Below are 17313 nucleotides of genomic sequence, written 5' to 3'. Positions count from 1 at the left end.
TCGTTCAAACTATGCCTCTATTTTCACCACTATTTTGTTTCTTGATGTAGCGTGTGTTTTCCACAATGTTTACAGTACTTTTTTATTTCTAATCTTCCAGACTCTGATTCTGAGTTTTTATAAGAAGAATAATTTCTATTATGGCACTCAGTACAAGCTAGAATAACTTTTTTACGCATATAATCATCCCTTAATAGGGTTTTTCACTTCTATAAATTTAGCATGCAAGACAAGCTCTGTCAATCTACGCTAAAGGGATAACTCATTCAGTTCAAGATAACGTTCCAATTTTCGTTTCACACGTTGTAAAGCGTTATCAATTGACTTTACATGTCGGTTAAGCTCGACAGAAATTTCCTGATACGAGCGACCGTCCAGGTATAGGTTTAATACTTTACGTTCTAGTTCACTTAAAATTTCACTCATTTTATCTTCCATATCTCCGTATCGTTCACGGGTGATAAGCAGTTCTTCTGGATCCATCGTCTTAGACCCTTCTAATACATCCAACAAAGTCCGGTCTGATTCTTCATCATAAATAGGCTTGTCCAAGGATACATAAGAATTCAGAGGAATATGCTTCTGCCTGGTGGCCGTCTTAATCGCTGTGATGATCTGTCTAGTAACACAAAGTTCCGCAAAGGCTTTAAAAGAAGAAAGCTTGTCCTTTTGAAAGTCACGAATGGCCTTGTACAATCCAATCATTCCCTCCTGGACAATATCTTCACGATCTGCGCCAATTAAGAAATAGGTCCTCGCCTTGGCCCGAACAAAGTTTTTATACTTGTTTATGAGATATTCAAGCGCATAGCTATTCCCTTCATGGACTAACGCCACAACCTCTTCATCTGGTGTAAGTTCTAAATCGAGATCTTGATTTTCATGATCTTCAAGTCTGATGGTCACACAGGATTCCCCCTGAAAATTCAAATAATGCCATGATTATAGACATATTATACAGGAATTGTCAAAATTGAGTCAATGTTAGCTACAATTTATCTTTTTCCTCGACGCCATTTCTCAAAAACCTCTAAAACATCTTCGTTAAGTGGTATTTTAGAACGAACTTTTTTAGAGTGCTGCACCTGAACATCCTGCTCAATTTCTCTTTCAATATTATCCACTTCAATTAACAACTCTCGTGCTGATATACGTAGAGCACCTTGTGCGAATATCGTCCTCTGTTCCGTATAGTCTGATGTTGCAACATACACTTGTGTTTTAATATTTTTGACTTCACCTACTAGCTTCTCAATTCGTTCATCTGCCGTTTCATTTTCACGGGTGAAAATGACTTGAACTCTACGATATTGGGTCATTTTTTCAATTCCCGGTACTTCATAGGCATCAAATACCACGATAACTCGATTTCCCATATAGGCTTGGTAATCCGCCATCTTTTCAATCAGCAAATCTCTCGCTTGTGCTAAGTCCTTATCTCTAAGGGCTTGTAATTCAGGCCATGCCCCAATTACATTATAACCATCAACAATCAGCACATCCATCTTTTATTCACCAAGCGGGGAGCGTTTTCGATATACTTCATACATGAGTAAGCTTGCCGCTACAGAAGCATTTAGCGATGTGACCTTCCCTTTCATAGGTAAACGTACTAACCAATCGCACTTATCCCTTACTAAACGGCTTATCCCCTTCCCTTCACTACCTACGACTAGAGCAAGAGGCATATCGCCATTTAATTCGCGATAATCTTCATCCCCTTTGGCATCTGTACCGACAACCCAGATGTTTTTCTCCTTCAACTCATCAATCGTTCTGGCAATATTGGTCACTCGGGCTACGGGTATATATTCCACCGCTCCAGTTGAAGCTTTTACAACCGTTTGAGTTAACTGTACAGAACGTCGTTTAGGGATGATAACTCCGTGGGCGCCCACCGCATCAGCTGTCCGCAATATCGATCCTAAATTATGCGGATCTTCTAGCTCGTCTAAAATAATAAAAAACGGTGTTTCATTTCGGTTATTGGCCAAATCATATAAATCATCCAGTGACGCGTAATCGTAGGCTGCAATTGATGCTGCCACACCTTGATGATGTTCTCCAATTTGGTCAAGCTTCTTTTTAGGAACCTGTTGGACTACAATACCGTTTTTCTTCGCTAACTGCTGGATTTGTTTTGCTGATTGAGGCTTTAAATTCTCCAGCATCATCACTTTATTCATAGTCCGCCCTGATTTTAACGCTTCAATTACAGGGTTTTTACCGACAATCCATTCTTCTCTCATCTACTAACGCTCCTTTCCTCTATATTTTGAATGGCGGATTCAATAAGCTCTTCTAACCGCTCAATATTCCCACTTAAATAATGGAAACCAAGTAATGCTTCAAAAGCAGTGCTATATCGATAGGTCATCACATCCGTGTTTTTTGGTACTGAATTAGACTTTGCATTACGACCTCTACGCACTACAGCTTGCTCCTCCTCACTTAAGAGCTCCTTGTCCAACCAATCCTTAAGGACAACGGACTGTGAGGTTGCCGCAACAAACCGCACCGTGGAGCGGTGCAGCTGCTGCGGATGAACTATTCCCTTTTTAATCAAATATTCGCGAATATATTTATCATAAATGACATCCCCCATATAGGCGAGGGTTAAACTTTTTAGTTGTTTAGCATTGATGGTATTTTCAAGCATAGCTAGCCTCTTTTCCAACGCGTTCCTTGTGGAGTATCCTCTAAAATAATATTTTGTTCCTTTAAATCATCTCTGATTTGGTCGGCTAATGTAAAGTTGCGATTTCTTCTCGCTTCATTTCTCTTTTCGATTAATTCCTCAATGTCATCATCAAGGAGCTCATCAGCATCGTCCGTAATGGAGACACCTAATATCTTCATCAAGTCATCAAAGGCTTGAACAAACGACTCAATAACTTTCGTAGATGTGTTCTGCTCCTGTAAATAAACATTTGCTTCCTTTGCCAGATCAAACAAAACAGAGATGGCATTCGCCGTGTTAAAATCATCATCCATTTCCTCATAAAAACGGCTCTTTAGCTCATTTATTTTTTCAATCCATTCTTGATGGTCCACCAAGTCCGTGCTAGCCTTTTGGCGGTGAACTAGATTAACTCTAGCTGTTTTTATTCTTTCTAAGCTGTTTTTGGCGCTTTCGAGAAGTGTGTTACTAAAATTAATCGGGTTACGATAATGCACACTTAGCATAAAAAAGCGGACAACATTGGGATCGTGCTGCTGAATAATATCGTGAACTAAAATAAAGTTCCCTTGAGATTTAGACATTTTTTCATTGTCAATATTAATATAACCATTGTGCATCCAATAATTTGCAAAGGTCTGTTCATTTAACGCTTCAGATTGTGCAATCTCGTTTTCATGGTGAGGGAATGACAGGTCCTGCCCACCAGCATGAATATCGATTGTATCGCCTAAATACTTTTTCGCCATTGCTGAACATTCAATATGCCAGCCAGGGCGACCTTTCCCCCAAGGACTATCCCAGGAAATTTCATTTGGCTTAGCCGGCTTCCATAATGTGAAATCTAAGGGGTCCTCCTTCTTTTCCCCGACTTGAATTCGAGCACCTGATCGTAGCTCATCAAGAGACTGGTGGGAAAGCTTACCATACTCATCGAAGGAGCGCGTCTTAAAGTAGACATCACCGTCAACCTCATAGGCATACCCTTTATCAATTAGTTTTTGGATAAAGGCTATGATATCCTCCATGGTTTCTGTTACTCTCGGATGATGGTCCGCCTCTTGTACACCAAAAGCACCCACATCCTCCTTATAGGCTTGAATAAAGCGGTTAGCTACATCAGGCACTTCCTCACCAAGCTCGTTGGCAGCCTTAATCAATTTATCGTCAACATCAGTGAAATTAAGAACATAATCAACATCAAAGCCCTTGTGTTGAAAATAGCGTCTTACCGTATCAAATACTATGGCCGGACGAGCATTTCCGATGTGTATATAGTTATATACTGTAGGCCCGCAGACATACATCTTTACCTTCCCTTTTTCAATCGGTTCAAACGTTTCTTTTTGTCTCGTTAATGTGTTATATAATTTGATTGACAATATGGCTCACTCCTTTTTTAGATTCTCTACTTCAAATTGAAGGCGTTCAATTTCCTTTGCTAAGGATTCGATTTTATCTGAAACCGGGTCTGGTAATTTGTGATGATCAAGGTCATTACGAACTTTCACCCCGTCCTGCACGACCACCTTCCCTGGAATACCTACGACTGTAGAATTATCAGGCACATCACGTAAGACAACAGAGCCTGCTCCGATTTTTGAATTTTCCCCAATGGTAATGGACCCTAGCACTTTCGCTCCTGATGCTACGAGTGCGTTATCTTTAACCGTTGGGTGTCTTTTCCCTTTTTCTTTACCTGTACCGCCGAGGGTGACACCTTGAAATAGGGTTACATTATCGCCAATTTCGCACGTTTCCCCAACAACCACACCCATACCGTGGTCGATAAAAAAGCGTCTTCCAATCTTGGCACCTGGGTGAATTTCGATTCCAGTAAAAAAGCGGCTAATTTGCGAGATAAGACGTGCCATAAAAAAGAGTTTGCGGTTAAAACAAGCATGGGCCACCCGATGTGCCCAAATGGCATGTAAACCTGAGTATAATAAGATAACTTCAAAGCGATTTCTAGCTGCAGGATCCTGATCAAAAACAACATCAACGTCTTCCTTCAGCATTTTAAAAAACCTACCCATACCTGTCCCCTCCTTACGATTACTATAGATTCCTCTCCCTGTTTTGAAGGTATAAAAAAACGCCTCTGTATATTACATACAGAGACGTGTCACACGCGGTTCCACTCTGTTTAGGAATTTGGACATTCCTCAACTTGTGTCTGTTAACGGTAGATAACCGCCCTTATTTACTTTCATTCAATAAGGGGCTCTGAGGTGCATTTCAAAAGGCGTCCGTTGAATTACTCTCAGCCGGTGGTAATTCTCTCTGTAAACAGACAGACACTTTTTACTTCTCCTCATCAACGCTCGGTATATTTATAACAGGCTAGTCCTTTCCCTTCCACCTGCATAGGTACTTTTCTTTATTATACTATATTATAAACGAAAAAAATTGTGTTTTTAACCGATTTGTTTAATGACACTTTGTAAGCGAACTTTTACCGTGTCTTTGCCTAGTAAGTAAATGGCATCAGGCAGTTCTGGACCGTGTGTCTGCCCTGTTGTTGCCACACGAATTGGCATGAATAGTTTTTTACCCTTTGCTCCTGTATCTTTTTGAACCGCCTTAATCGACTTCTTAATTTCACCGGGCTCAAAGTTTTCTAATTCATCAAGCTTGGTTAAGAAGGTTTCCATAACTTCTGGAACCTGTTCCTCGTTAAGAACCTTCATGCTATCCTCATCATACTCAATTTCTTCCTTGAAGAATAGCTCTGTTAGCTCTACAATTTCTGCCCCATAGCTAAGCTGCTCTTTATAAAGTGAAATTAAATCTTCAGCCCATTTTTGTTGTTTCTCATCCATGTTCTCTGGCACTTTTCCCGCTTTCACTAAGTGAGGCATAGCAAGCTTTATGACATCCTCTAATTCAGCCGCTTTAATATATTGGTTGTTCATCCACTTTAGTTTGTGTGGGTCAAAGACAGCTGGAGAGGTTGCTAAACGCTCTGGGTCAAAGATCTTAATGAATTCTTCTCTTGTGAATAGCTCTTCTTCTCCTACTGGTGACCATCCAAGTAAGCCAATAAAGTTAAATAACGCATCAGGTAAGTAGCCTAAATCAGCATATTGTTCAATAAATTGAATGATGCTCTCATCACGCTTACTTAGCTTTTTACGTTCTTCATTTACAATAAGGGTCATGTGACAGAAGGTTGGAACCCCCCAATCAAACGCCTCATAAATCATCATTTGCTTAGGGGTATTAGAAATATGGTCTTCCCCACGTAGCACATGAGAAATTTTCATTAAGTGATCATCTACCGCCACCGCAAAGTTGTAGGTTGGGGTTCCATCCTTTTTCATAATGACCCAATCCCCGAAATCTGATGATTCAAAGGTGATATTTCCTTTGACAATGTCCTTAAAACGATAAGTCTTACCTTGAGGAACACGGAAACGCAGACTTGGTTGACGTCCTTCCGCTTCAAACTGCTTTATTTCTTCTTCTGTTAGATCACGGTGCGCTCCTGAATATCTCGGAACCTCACCTCGTGCTTTTTGTTCTTCTCTCTCTTGATCTAATTCCTCTTCCGTCATATAGCATTTGTAGGCAAGGCCTCTTTCTAGCAATTCATCGGCATACTTTTTATAAATATCTAAACGGTCCATCTGACGATATGGGCCATAATCGCCACCTACATCAATACTTTCATCCCAATCGATTCCTAACCATTTTAGATACTTTAACTGTCCAAGGTCTCCACCCTCAACATTACGCTTTTGGTCTGTATCCTCAATCCGAATAATAAACTTTCCACCTGTTGAACGAGCAAACAAATAGTTAAATAATGCTGTACGTGCATTTCCAATATGTAGATGACCAGTTGGACTAGGTGCATATCTTACACGAATATCCGTTGACATATGAATCCCCTTCCTATCTTTTCGCTAATAATACTGCCGCTTGTGCAGCGATACCTTCTTTTCTGCCGGTAAATCCTAATTTTTCCGTTGTTGTTGCTTTAATATTAATTTGGGATTCTTCCGCCTCGAGAAGGTTGGCTAAATTCCCTCTTATTTGATTAATATAAGGAGCCATCTTAGGTGCTTGCGCAATAATCGTACAATCTATATTACCAAGTTGAAAGCCTTTTGCCTTCACCATTTCCCAAACCTGGGATAATAATTCCTTTGAATCCGCATCTTTAAAGGCTGGGTCTGTATCAGGAAAGTGCTTCCCAATATCTCCTTCCCCTAAAGCACCTAGGCAAGCATCTGCCACTGTATGCAAAAGCACATCTGCATCGGAATGTCCAAGGAGTCCTTTTTCGTAAGGAATGGTGACCCCACCTATAATACAAGGTCTACCTTCAACAAGTTGATGCACATCATATCCTGTTCCTATTTTGACATCCAAGGAGTTATCCTCCCTTCCTCTGAGCAAGTTTATTGCCTTTTCAATATCCTCTGGTGAAGTTAATTTAAAATTATCATAACTACTTTGAACGATGTCTACATGATGACCCAGTCGCTCAACTAAAGAGGCATCATCTGTACCAATAAATTGGTCCTGATTGGCTTGTTCATGTGCCGCTTTAATGACTGAGTATTGAAACCCTTGTGGGGTTTGAGCTGACCACAGCATGTCCCTTTTCAAGGTTTCCAAGCGGCCATCTTCCGCTCTCTTAATTGTATCTGTCACAGGTACAGCTAACAATGCTGCCCCTTTTGCTGAAGCACTTTCTACAAGTTCGTGAATATGCTGTTTTTCTACAAAGGGTCTGGCCCCATCATGAATGAGTACAATTCCATCAGGCTTACAGGCTTGTAGGCCATTATAAACACTGTGCTGACGTTCAGAACCCCCATCAATGACATCGGCAACCTTTGTGATGCTATATTCTTCGAGCAAGGCCTTCATCTCTGCGCGTTCATTTGGATTGACAACCAAATAAATACCAGAACACCATTCATCCTGTTCAAATACACTTAGAGTATGAACGATAAGTGGTTTCCCTGCAAGTTCTAAAAATTGCTTGTTTTTCCCCATCCTCATTCGTTTACCAAGCCCTGCAGCTAGAACAACTGATTGATAATTCATTACAATAGTACCGCCTTTATGTATGTACAATGTCTTATTTAAAATAACAAAAGCGATAACAATACCGTTTTTGTTATCACTTTTGTTAACGTCTCTATTATTATTCCTTTTTTATAAAGCTTTTTCAAGTAATTTTGGCTTTGCAAAGATCATTCTACCTGCAGATGTTTGTAAAACACTGGTTACGATGACTTCAATAGTCTTACCAATATAGTTTCTGCCTTCCTCGACGACGATCATTGTACCATCATCTAAGTAAGCAACACCCTGTTTGTCTTCCTTACCATCTTTAATGACATGGACATTTAATTCCTCGCCCGGAAGAACAACCGGCTTAACCGCATTCGCTAAATCATTAATATTTAACACTTCAACATTTTGAAACTCACAAACTTTGTTAAGATTAAAGTCATTTGTTACCAAAATACCTTCTAGCTTTTTAGCAAGCTTCACAAGCTTACTATCCACTTCCTGGACATCCTCAAAATCCCCTTCATAGATTTGTACATCTATCGGGATTTCCTTTTGCATTCGGTTTAATACATCTAAACCTCGACGTCCTCGATTTCGTTTTAACACATCAGAGGAATCGGCGATATGCTGTAATTCCTCCAATACAAACTGAGGAATCACAACCGTACCCTCTAAAAATTTCGTCTGACAAATATCTGCAATTCGACCATCAATTATGACGCTAGTATCTAATATTTTGGCTTTCATATGAAAGTCTTCAACACTTTCCTCTTCCTCAACAGCTTTACGCTTTTCTTTTCTTGGAGTGGATAGCAGGTTAACAAACTCGTTTCTCCGTTTAAAACCAACCTGAAAACCAAGGTACCCTAGAATCACCGTTAGAAAAATCGGAATCACCTGTGAGACAAGCTGTATTTGGATATCTTGGATTGGGATATTAATTAAAAGGGCAATAATCAGACCTATAATTAATCCAATACTACCAAATAACAAATCTATAACAGGTACTTTGACCAACGTTTCCTCGACCCATCTTAGGAACTCGACTATATAATCGACTAACCAAAATGTAGATAAGAATAATATAATTGCACCCAATAACGTACCGATGTATGGTGACAACAACCATGCAGGACTTTCTAAGCCTGTTAAACTCAGTAGATCAGGTACATATAAATAACCAATCGTACCACCTGCTACCACTATGAAAAGCTGAATAATCTTTTTCAGCATCAAATATTCACCTCCTAAAAACTAGTATTACCAAAAAATACAAAAATAATAAGTATAAAAATAATTGCTACAACTACCAAATACAAATATTTGGTAGTAATTTATTATAGCACGCTAAGCGCTTTTCGTCAAAATGGCAAAACAAGTTATTTTAACACTTAATTTACAATGTGTCAAACTGATTACAAATTACCGAAAATTCACTTTTTGTTAGGGTTTGAATCATAAAAGTCCTATTCTAAAGCGACTTTTAGCGCATCCTGTACTGTATTCACGCCGACAATTTCTATGTCAGTGTCTGGTGACCAACCGGTAAGATTTCGTTCTGGTAATATAACTCTTTTGAAGCCTAACTTTGCTGCCTCTTGAACTCGTTGCTCAATCCTGGAAACACGTCTTACCTCTCCTGTAAGTCCGACTTCCCCAATTAATACATCGTCAGGTTTTGTGGATTGATCACGGAAACTTGATGCGATACTTACGGCAACAGCTAAATCAATAGCCGGCTCATCTAATTTCACACCCCCAGCAACTTTTACGTAGGCATCCTGATTTTGTAGCAATAATCCCGCTCTTTTCTCCAATACCGCCATCAACAAAGGAACTCGGTTGTGATCCAATCCCGTTGCCATTCTTCGTGGATTACCAAAACTTGAAGGTGAAATAAGAGATTGAATTTCTACAAGTACGGGCCTAGTCCCCTCCATGGAGGCAACAATAGTTGAGCCTGCTACCCCAGCAGAACGTTCCTCAAGAAAAACCTCTGAAGGGTTTGTGACCTCCAGCAGTCCTTCTTCCTTCATTTCAAAAATACCCATTTCATGAGTGCTTCCAAAACGGTTCTTCACACTTCTAAGAATACGAAAAGTGTGATGGCGTTCCCCTTCAAAGTACAGCACCGTATCCACCATATGCTCTAATAAACGCGGTCCCGCAATTGAACCTTCCTTCGTCACATGCCCAACAATGAAAATAGGAATACCGTTTTGCTTAGCAATTCTCATAAATTCAGCAGTCGATTCTCTTACCTGTGAGACACTACCAGGTGCAGAAGTAATCTCACTATGATAGACGGTTTGAATCGAGTCTACTACTACAAATGATGGTTTCATTTCTCGAACAGCCTCCGCTAGCGCCTGTAAATTTGTCTCTGACATGACGAATAGATTATCGGTCTTAATCGCCAATCGATTAGCTCTGAGCTTGGTTTGTCGTACGGATTCTTCCCCTGAAATATATAAAACTTTTAACGGTTTTTGCGCAAGCTGGGATGAAATCTGTAAAAGAAGCGTGGATTTTCCTATTCCCGGGTCACCACCTATTAATACTAAAGAACCTGGTACAATCCCCCCACCTAGTACGCGATTGAATTCTCGCATATTCGTTGTTACACGAGGCTCATCTTGCGTTTCAATTCCAGTAATGGATTCAGGTTTTCCTGCCTTTTGTGAACCTACAGAACTTGAATGACGTGTTTTTGTAAATTCCTTTTCTTCCACCATTGTATTCCATGTATGACAGGCAGGGCATTTCCCCATCCATTTTGGTGACTCATACCCACATTCCTGACATACGTATTTTATTTTTGTTTTTGCCATGATATCCTTCCTTTTTAAAACTATCACTTTTATATACGAACGAGATAGGTTGTATGTTGCATTTTTTTGTGAACATTTTGTGAAAATAATAAATCGATTATTTCTATTATAAAAAATATCGGAAGGCAATGCCTCCCGATATTTTTGTGTTTTTATTCACTTTAATGGTTCAAAGTTAAAATTTCTAGGCTTTAACATGAATGTTTCCGTCTTTATCGACGTCAATTTTTACCTTTTGACCTTTTTGAACTTTTCCTTTCAGTAGTTCCTCAGATAACAAGTCTTCAATATTTTTTTGTATGGACCTTCTTAGTGGACGGGCACCATATTCAAGGTCTACACCTTCATCAGAAATTTTCTCAACAGCTTTATCTGTGACATCAAAATCAATTTCTTGTTCCACAAGGCGTGCTCTAAGCTGATCAATCATTAAGGTAACAATTTCTTTCAGGTGTTTCTTCTCAAGGGAATGGAAGACAATTAATTCATCCACACGGTTTAAAAACTCTGGGCGGAAGGCTTTTTTCAGCTCATCTAATACCTTTGATTTCATTTGTTTAAAGTCTTGTTGCTCATCGCCTAATGTAAAGCCTACGTATTTATTACGGCGTAATTCCTGCGCACCAACATTTGATGTCATAATTAAGATGGTGTTGCGGAAATCAACTGTACGCCCTTTTGAATCGGTTAAACGTCCATCCTCTAGTACTTGTAGGAGAATATTAAATACCTCTGGGTGAGCCTTTTCGATTTCATCTAACAGCACAACAGAATAAGGCTTTCTACGCACCTTTTCAGTTAGTTGCCCACCTTCTTCATATCCAACATAGCCTGGAGGTGAACCAACAAGGCGAGACGTGGAGTGTTTCTCCATATATTCAGACATATCAACACGAATCATCGCATCCTCATCACCAAACATGGATGATGCCAATGCACGAGCTAATTCCGTCTTACCCACACCTGTTGGTCCAAGGAAAATAAATGAACCAATTGGACGTTTCGGGTCCTTCAGGCCAGCACGCGCTCTTCGAATGGCTTTTGATATAGCCTTAACCGCTTCATCCTGACCAATCACACGGTCATGTAGCGTTTCCTCTAAATTAAGAAGTCGATCACTTTCGTCTTTAGCAAGCTTAGATACAGGTACTCCAGTCCAGGTTGAGACGACACTTGCGATATCTTCCACGGTCACTTCAGAGCTTTCCTGACCTTGTTTTTCCTTCCACTCATTTTGCGTTTTTTCTAGCTGTTCTCTCAAACGTTGCTCGTTATCTCTTAAGGATGCTGCCTTTTCAAATTCTTGACTTTGCACAGCTGCATCCTTCTCTTTTCGCACTTCTTCTAGCTTTTGCTCAAGTTCCTTTAAATTTGGTGGAGCCGTATAGGAACGAAGGCGTACCTTTGATGCCGCTTCATCAATAAGGTCAATTGCTTTATCAGGTAAGAAGCGGTCGGTAATATAACGGTCCGAAAACTTAACAGCTGATTCAATTGCATCGTCTGTGATGGTCACACGGTGATGTGCCTCATAGCGGTCACGGAGTCCTTGTAAAATTTGAACAGACTCTTCATTTGTTGGTTCATCAACTTGAATCGGCTGGAAGCGTCGTTCTAGAGCCGCGTCTTTTTCAATATATTTGCGATACTCATCTAAAGTCGTAGCCCCGATACATTGCAATTCGCCTCTTGCTAATGCCGGTTTTAATATGTTAGAAGCATCAATGGCCCCTTCTGCACCGCCAGCACCAATTAAAGTATGAAGTTCATCAATGAATAGAATAATGTTACCTGCCTGGCGAATCTCTTCCATAACTTTTTTCAAGCGGTCTTCAAATTCACCACGATATTTAGTACCAGCTACAACAGTTCCCATATCAAGGGTCATGACGCGTTTATCACGTAATATTTCAGGAATTTCATTGTTTACAATTTGTTGTGCTAAGCCTTCTGCAATGGCCGTTTTACCAACACCAGGCTCCCCAATTAAAACAGGGTTATTTTTCGTACGACGACATAATACCTGCACAACTCGCTCAATTTCCTGGCTTCTACCAATCACTGGGTCAATATGGTCCTCACGTGCAATGGCCGTTAAGTCACGAGCCAATGAGTCTAGCGTAGGGGTGTTGGCACTTGATGACTGACGTCCACCTCCACGTTGACTCGCTGTCGATTCATTGCTTCCAAGCAATTGAAGAACCTGTTGACGTGCTTTATTTAAACTAACTCCTAGGTTATTTAGAACTCTTGCCGCAACGCCTTCTCCTTCACGAATTAATCCAAGAAGAATGTGTTCCGTACCAACATAGGAGTGTCCTAGTTTCCGAGCCTCATCCATTGATAGTTCAATAACCTTTTTCGCTCGAGGAGTGTAGTGAATCGTTTTATTGGCTTGCTCCCCTTTACCAATTAGCTGCTCTACCTCTTGCTGTATCTTATCTGGGGCAACATCTAAGGTAGTAAGGGCTTTGGCTGCAATCCCTTCCCCTTCTGTTACAAGTCCAAGTAAAATATGCTCAGTACCAATATTATTATGCCCAAGTCTCATTGCCTCTTCTTGTGCTAAAGCTAGCACCTTTTGCGCACGTTCTGTAAACCGACCAAACATCATATTAATGACCTCCTTACTCTTGTTCTAGATTCAGTCTTTCCCTAATTAGGGTCGCTCTTTTCACATCTCGTTCTTCTGGAGTCAAACCTTTTTTAGCATATTGTTGTAAAAAGCCTGGTTGAGTTAAAATCATCAGCTCATTTAAAATGGTTTTTGATACATTTTGGATTAACCCTAAATCAATTCCTAATCGAACATCTGAGAGGCACTTGGATGCTTCTTTGGATTGGATGATTCGACTATTGGCTAAAATTCCATAGGAACGGAAGATTTTATCTTCTAATTGAATAGCGGAATTTTTCATTAAGCGTTGACGCGCATTTCTTTCCTGTTCAATTAACTGTTTAACAACACTTTTTAGATCCTCCACAATGTCTTCTTCAGATTTACCTAATGTAATCTGGTTGGAAATTTGAAATAGGTTTCCTAATGCTTCGCTTCCTTCACCATATATTCCTCTAACCACAAGACCTAGTTGGTTAATAGCAGGTATAATTTGATTCATTTGCTGTGTAATCACCAAAGCCGGTAAGTGCATCATCACAGAAGCTCGCATTCCTGTTCCAACATTAGTTGGACAACTGGTTAAGTAGCCTCTATTTTCATCAAAGGCATAGCTGATTTTTTCCTCTAACCAATCATCTAATTTTGAGGCATAGTCTAAAGCCCCTTCCAGTTGAAAGCCTGGTTGATAAAGCTGAATGCGAATATGGTCCTCCTCATTGATCATGACCGATACTTGTTCATCTTCAGAGATTAGGGCTGCACCTGTTTTTTGATTTTCAGCTAAGGAAGGGCTTATTAGGTGTTTCTCAACTAATACCCGTTTTTCAATAGGTTCAAGCTGAGACATACGGACAAGCTCTAAGTTAGCATTTTTTCCTAATGAGTGTTCCGCAAAATGATCCGCAAATACATCTAGCACTTTCTCTAAAGTCTTCTCATCTGCCACGATAGGAAAAGGATACTCTTTAAAATTTCGGGCTAGGCGAATTCGACTACTGAGAACGATATCATTATCTTCTGCTTCTTCCTTTAACCATGGACTAATCGCCTCATTAATAAACTGTTGTAATGACATTATGATTCACCGTCCTCGGCATTACTTAATTTCTTCTCCAATTCTCGGATTTGATCACGCATTTTTGCCGCCTCTTCAAATTCTTCTTTCTCAATTAAGTTTTGTAGCTGTAGACGATACTGTTGAAGATTTCTCTTTAGATGTAAATTTCCCCCTACTCGTTTCGGGATTTTTCCATCGTGTTTTGTGTTACCGCTGTGGACTCTACGGAAAATTGGATTTAAATGCTGATCAAAGGTTTTATAACAATTTTCACAACCAAATTTCCCAACTCTCGTGAATTCTTGATAGGTCATGCCACATTTTTCACATTTCGTCACACTCGCATTATGGAAGGCTTCCTTTTGATTCCCTGATAAGGATGCTCCTGAGTCGAAGTTAAATAAACCAGATAATAAATGATGGAAGGAGAAATTATGGTCATGATAGTCCATATACCCCATCTCCTGGGCACAGTATTCACAAAGATGCATTTCTTTCTTATCCCCATTTACTACCTGTGTAAAATGTACGGTTGCTGGTCTTTTCTTGCACTCCTGACATTCCATGCCATTTCAACCTCCCTTACTGTTCCTACTTATATTTCAATACCTCTAGCATCGCAACCAAAATTTTGGAACGCAATTCATCTCGAACAGGTAATTGCACCGAAATCACATTACGATGAATGGCACTTATCATAATTTTAGCTTCTCGCACAGAAATAATTTCCTCTTCTAGAAGTCGTTCAATAATATCAATTGCTGATTGCTGAGCAATTTTGGGTTGAGCAAGTTGGATAATCTGTTCAATTAATTCCACCTTACTTTGGGGTTTAACGCGAATAATCCGAATATATCCACCACCGCCACGCTTACTCTCCACAAGATAGCCTTTCTCTAAAGTAAATCTTGTGTTAATGACATAATTGATTTGAGATGGTACACATTGAAATCGATCTGCTATTTCACTACGTTTGATTTCAATTGCGCCCTGATGACTAGATTTCAGCACTTCCTTTAAATAATTCTCTATAATATCGGATATATTCCGCATCTTCCCTCCTCCTTAAAACAAACGAATTCCACAATTTAACCTTTTCGCATTAAAGTTTGACTTTGACTATCTTTGACTTTACTTTTTATTATACTCAATTTATGCTCAGTTGCAAATATTATGTATAACGTTGAACGAAAAAACTGTATTCAAAGTTCACAGGGATTGTCTAGCCACGAACTTCTCAATGCTAAGAAGATAAAAAAGGTATTGAATAAAGAATTAGACATTATTATAAGGATAACCTTCAAAAGATAAATCAAACCCTCCTATCCTAGATTGATTACGAATAGAAGGGTTACACAGTTATTTGTTTTCGAATAAATAAGTTACATGCTCCACTCTGGTTAAGTGCTCCAATAAATCATTACGATCAATATATTGTCCCTTTTCCAATTCAATTACTAAGCGTCTTTCTTCATTACTCTCACTTTCAATTTCCATTTTACGAATCATTAAATCAAAATGTTCAAAAATAGCAAGGATTTCACCTAGCTTAGCTTCTTTCTTTAACAAAAGACGTACCTTTCTCTCCCCTTTATTTAGAGAAAAAAGAGTCTCAATATGATTTAAAAAGATAAGACTTAACAACACCACCATCGTTGTTAATACGGCCGGTCCATACATACCAGCCCCAATAACAAGTCCTAACCCTGCAACTGTCCAAATTGATGCTGCTGTTGTAAGTCCTCGTATGGTCATCCCATGCACCATGATTGTACCAGCACCCAAAAAACCAATCCCACTAATTACATAGGATGGGATTCTCGCTGGGTCAAATCGTATGCTGTCATATTTATCTAAATATTGATCAAAACCATAAAGAGATAAAAGCATCATTAAACAAGCCCCGACACCAACCAATATATGTGTCCGAAAACCGGCTGAATGGTTTTTTAGTTCTCTTTCAAAACCAATAATTCCGCAAAGTGCTGCTGCTAATATAATTCTGAATGTCATTAGGTCAAAATGTTCTCCTAGCCAAGACCAAGATAATAAGTCAACCAAAGCTTCATCCCCCCATAACTGCTATTCATAGTAAGGAAAATAGTTGTATATGTATCATTATATTTGTTTCATGCAAGGAAAATGATAGACAAAAACTACCTTATCTATATATTCTACTAACAGTTCTATTTTTCCTACATGGGATAAACAGGTCTTAATGAGAATAATGGTTATATTAAAGTGCGAAATTATATTGTAGAACAATAATGGGGAAGTTACTTTGAAGTAAAAAAACAATTACGAAGGTTAAGGAATTCATCTTAGTGCTTTTTCCTTGGGGATAAGGGGCAAGCCCTGGCGTAACATATTTATGCCTGTCCACAGGATTGATTTATGACTAGAAGTAATAACGTACTAGAACAGGGCGTGACTTTTCATAGAACCATTTTATCGAACATAAAAAAGGCCAAGAAGAAAAATTCTTCTTGGCCTTTTGCCCAGCAGCGTCCTACTCTCGCAGGGGAAAAACCCCAACTACCATCGGCGCTGGAGAGCTTAACTTCTGTGTTCGGAATGGGAACAGGTGTGACCTCTCCGCCCTTGCTACTGGACTTGTGTTTTTGAAGATGTTTTGAGTACCTTCAAAACTAGATAAGAAGTAGATCAAGATGACGTTTGCGTTTGTGCTGTCTAGCTCCGGCTCCTAGGTCCTCGCCGTCATAAGCATAATCCACTCCGTGGCATAAACCGCCACTACGTGTATTCTGCTTATGCGGTCGGACCTAACCGGTCGTCTCCGCTTTTGGTTTTAAGTTAAGTCCTCGATTGATTAGTATCCGTCAGCTGCACGTGTCACCACGCTTCCACCTCGGACCTATCTACCTCATCGTCTTTGAGGAATCTTACTCATTTCAAATGATGGGAAATCTCATCTAAAGGGGGGCTTCATGCTTAGATGCTTTCAGCACTTATCCCTTCCACACGTAGCTACCCAGCTATGCTCCTGGCGGAACAACTGGTACACCAGCGGTGTGTCCATCCCGGTCCTCTCGTACTAAGGACAGCTCCTCTCAAATTTCCAACGCCCACG

16 protein-coding genes, 2 rRNA genes, 1 pseudogene and 1 other annotated feature are annotated in these 17313 nt (G+C 39.8%); all 19 genes and pseudogenes read right to left on the bottom strand.

Annotated features, from left to right (window positions below):
• Positions 1-29: 29 nt before the first annotated feature.
• Positions 30-179: a 50S ribosomal protein L33 gene (gene rpmG / locus GH754_RS17145; protein ID WP_153729886.1), complete on the bottom strand. Its 150-nt coding sequence runs from the start codon at positions 177-179 to the stop codon at positions 30-32.
• A gap of 70 nt (positions 180-249) precedes the next feature.
• The gene (gene sigH / locus GH754_RS17140) at positions 250-900 is read right to left on the bottom strand and encodes an RNA polymerase sporulation sigma factor SigH (RefSeq protein ID WP_407690678.1); all 651 of its coding nucleotides are present in this window, start codon (positions 898-900) and stop codon (positions 250-252) included.
• Between the two features lie 95 nt (positions 901-995).
• Positions 996-1505: an NYN domain-containing protein gene (locus GH754_RS17135; protein WP_153729884.1), complete on the bottom strand. Its 510-nt coding sequence runs from the start codon at positions 1503-1505 to the stop codon at positions 996-998.
• A gap of 3 nt (positions 1506-1508) precedes the next feature.
• Positions 1509-2249: a 23S rRNA (guanosine(2251)-2'-O)-methyltransferase RlmB gene (gene rlmB, locus GH754_RS17130; protein ID WP_153729883.1), complete on the bottom strand. Its 741-nt coding sequence runs from the start codon at positions 2247-2249 to the stop codon at positions 1509-1511.
• The gene (locus GH754_RS17125; RefSeq protein WP_153729882.1) at positions 2246-2659 is read right to left on the bottom strand and encodes a Mini-ribonuclease 3; all 414 of its coding nucleotides are present in this window, start codon (positions 2657-2659) and stop codon (positions 2246-2248) included. The genes rlmB and GH754_RS17125 overlap by 4 nt, the downstream gene beginning before the upstream one ends.
• A 2-nt stretch (positions 2660-2661) precedes the next feature.
• Positions 2662-4062, bottom strand: a complete 1401-nt coding sequence (cysS, locus tag GH754_RS17120; RefSeq protein WP_153729881.1) for a cysteine--tRNA ligase — start codon at positions 4060-4062, stop codon at positions 2662-2664.
• Between the two features lie 6 nt (positions 4063-4068).
• Positions 4069-4716 (bottom strand): serine O-acetyltransferase EpsC, encoded by a 648-nt coding sequence (epsC, locus tag GH754_RS17115; RefSeq protein ID WP_153729880.1) that lies wholly within the window; start codon positions 4714-4716, stop codon positions 4069-4071.
• Positions 4717-4793: 77 nt separating this feature from the next.
• Positions 4794-5010: a binding site (T-box leader), on the bottom strand.
• Between the two features lie 87 nt (positions 5011-5097).
• Positions 5098-6564 (bottom strand): glutamate--tRNA ligase, encoded by a 1467-nt coding sequence (gltX, locus tag GH754_RS17110; protein ID WP_153729879.1) that lies wholly within the window; start codon positions 6562-6564, stop codon positions 5098-5100.
• 13 nt (positions 6565-6577) lie between these two features.
• Complete coding sequence (gene ispF / locus GH754_RS19760) at positions 6578-7057, bottom strand: 2-C-methyl-D-erythritol 2,4-cyclodiphosphate synthase (RefSeq protein WP_228550300.1); 480 nt, start codon at positions 7055-7057, stop codon at positions 6578-6580.
• A 33-nt stretch (positions 7058-7090) separates the two neighbouring features.
• Positions 7091-7741, bottom strand: a pseudogene (gene ispD / locus GH754_RS19755) (2-C-methyl-D-erythritol 4-phosphate cytidylyltransferase); the annotation flags it as partial.
• Positions 7742-7852: 111 nt separating this feature from the next.
• On the bottom strand, positions 7853-8947 hold the full coding sequence (locus tag GH754_RS17100; RefSeq protein ID WP_153729877.1) for a PIN/TRAM domain-containing protein: 1095 nt from the start codon (positions 8945-8947) through the stop codon (positions 7853-7855).
• Between the two features lie 233 nt (positions 8948-9180).
• Positions 9181-10545, bottom strand: a complete 1365-nt coding sequence (gene radA, locus GH754_RS17095) for a DNA repair protein RadA (RefSeq protein ID WP_153729876.1) — start codon at positions 10543-10545, stop codon at positions 9181-9183.
• A 184-nt stretch (positions 10546-10729) separates the two neighbouring features.
• On the bottom strand, positions 10730-13159 hold the full coding sequence (gene clpC, locus GH754_RS17090) for an ATP-dependent protease ATP-binding subunit ClpC (protein ID WP_153729875.1): 2430 nt from the start codon (positions 13157-13159) through the stop codon (positions 10730-10732).
• A 13-nt stretch (positions 13160-13172) separates the two neighbouring features.
• Positions 13173-14240, bottom strand: a complete 1068-nt coding sequence (locus GH754_RS17085; protein ID WP_153729874.1) for a protein arginine kinase — start codon at positions 14238-14240, stop codon at positions 13173-13175.
• On the bottom strand, positions 14240-14788 hold the full coding sequence (locus GH754_RS17080) for a UvrB/UvrC motif-containing protein (protein ID WP_153729873.1): 549 nt from the start codon (positions 14786-14788) through the stop codon (positions 14240-14242). Before GH754_RS17080 ends, GH754_RS17085 begins: the two co-directional genes overlap by 1 nt.
• A gap of 25 nt (positions 14789-14813) precedes the next feature.
• Positions 14814-15275 carry a CtsR family transcriptional regulator gene (locus GH754_RS17075; RefSeq protein ID WP_153729872.1) on the bottom strand — a complete coding sequence of 154 codons (462 nt, stop codon included), beginning with the start codon at positions 15273-15275 and terminating at the stop codon, positions 14814-14816.
• A 306-nt stretch (positions 15276-15581) separates the two neighbouring features.
• Positions 15582-16235, bottom strand: coding sequence for an MgtC/SapB family protein (locus GH754_RS17070; protein WP_153729946.1), 654 nt, complete (start codon positions 16233-16235; stop codon positions 15582-15584).
• A 483-nt stretch (positions 16236-16718) separates the two neighbouring features.
• Positions 16719-16834: ribosomal RNA gene (gene rrf, locus GH754_RS17065) — 5S ribosomal RNA — on the bottom strand.
• A 198-nt stretch (positions 16835-17032) separates the two neighbouring features.
• Positions 17033-17313 (bottom strand): 23S ribosomal RNA (locus tag GH754_RS17060); the annotation flags it as partial.

This window comes from Salinibacillus xinjiangensis (genome assembly GCF_009649735.1).
GTDB classification, from domain to species: domain Bacteria; phylum Bacillota; class Bacilli; order Bacillales; family Alkalibacillaceae; genus Salinibacillus; species Salinibacillus xinjiangensis.
The sequence above is the reverse complement of the archived record's forward strand: the minus strand, read 5'-3'. Positions and strand labels throughout refer to the sequence as shown.

What these genes read in the sequence shown, in the direction of transcription:
- GH754_RS17135 (WP_153729884.1), bottom strand. Translation starts at nt 1,505, where the DNA reads ATGGATGTGCTGATTGTTGATGGTTATAATGTAATTGGGGCATGGCCT.
- GH754_RS17085 (WP_153729874.1), bottom strand. Translation starts at nt 14,240, where the DNA reads ATGTCATTACAACAGTTTATTAATGAGGCGATTAGTCCATGGTTAAAG.
- rlmB (WP_153729883.1), bottom strand. Translation starts at nt 2,249, where the DNA reads ATGAGAGAAGAATGGATTGTCGGTAAAAACCCTGTAATTGAAGCGTTA.
- GH754_RS17125 (WP_153729882.1), bottom strand. Translation starts at nt 2,659, where the DNA reads ATGCTTGAAAATACCATCAATGCTAAACAACTAAAAAGTTTAACCCTC.
- GH754_RS17080 (WP_153729873.1), bottom strand. Translation starts at nt 14,788, where the DNA reads ATGGAATGTCAGGAGTGCAAGAAAAGACCAGCAACCGTACATTTTACA.
- GH754_RS17070 (WP_153729946.1), bottom strand. Translation starts at nt 16,235, where the DNA reads ATGACATTCAGAATTATATTAGCAGCAGCACTTTGCGGAATTATTGGT.
- rpmG (WP_153729886.1), bottom strand. Translation starts at nt 179, where the DNA reads ATGCGTAAAAAAGTTATTCTAGCTTGTACTGAGTGCCATAATAGAAAT.
- GH754_RS17100 (WP_153729877.1), bottom strand. Translation starts at nt 8,947, where the DNA reads ATGCTGAAAAAGATTATTCAGCTTTTCATAGTGGTAGCAGGTGGTACG.
- clpC (WP_153729875.1), bottom strand. Translation starts at nt 13,159, where the DNA reads ATGATGTTTGGTCGGTTTACAGAACGTGCGCAAAAGGTGCTAGCTTTA.
- GH754_RS17075 (WP_153729872.1), bottom strand. Translation starts at nt 15,275, where the DNA reads ATGCGGAATATATCCGATATTATAGAGAATTATTTAAAGGAAGTGCTG.
- gltX (WP_153729879.1), bottom strand. Translation starts at nt 6,564, where the DNA reads ATGTCAACGGATATTCGTGTAAGATATGCACCTAGTCCAACTGGTCAT.
- epsC (WP_153729880.1), bottom strand. Translation starts at nt 4,716, where the DNA reads ATGGGTAGGTTTTTTAAAATGCTGAAGGAAGACGTTGATGTTGTTTTT.
- radA (WP_153729876.1), bottom strand. Translation starts at nt 10,545, where the DNA reads ATGGCAAAAACAAAAATAAAATACGTATGTCAGGAATGTGGGTATGAG.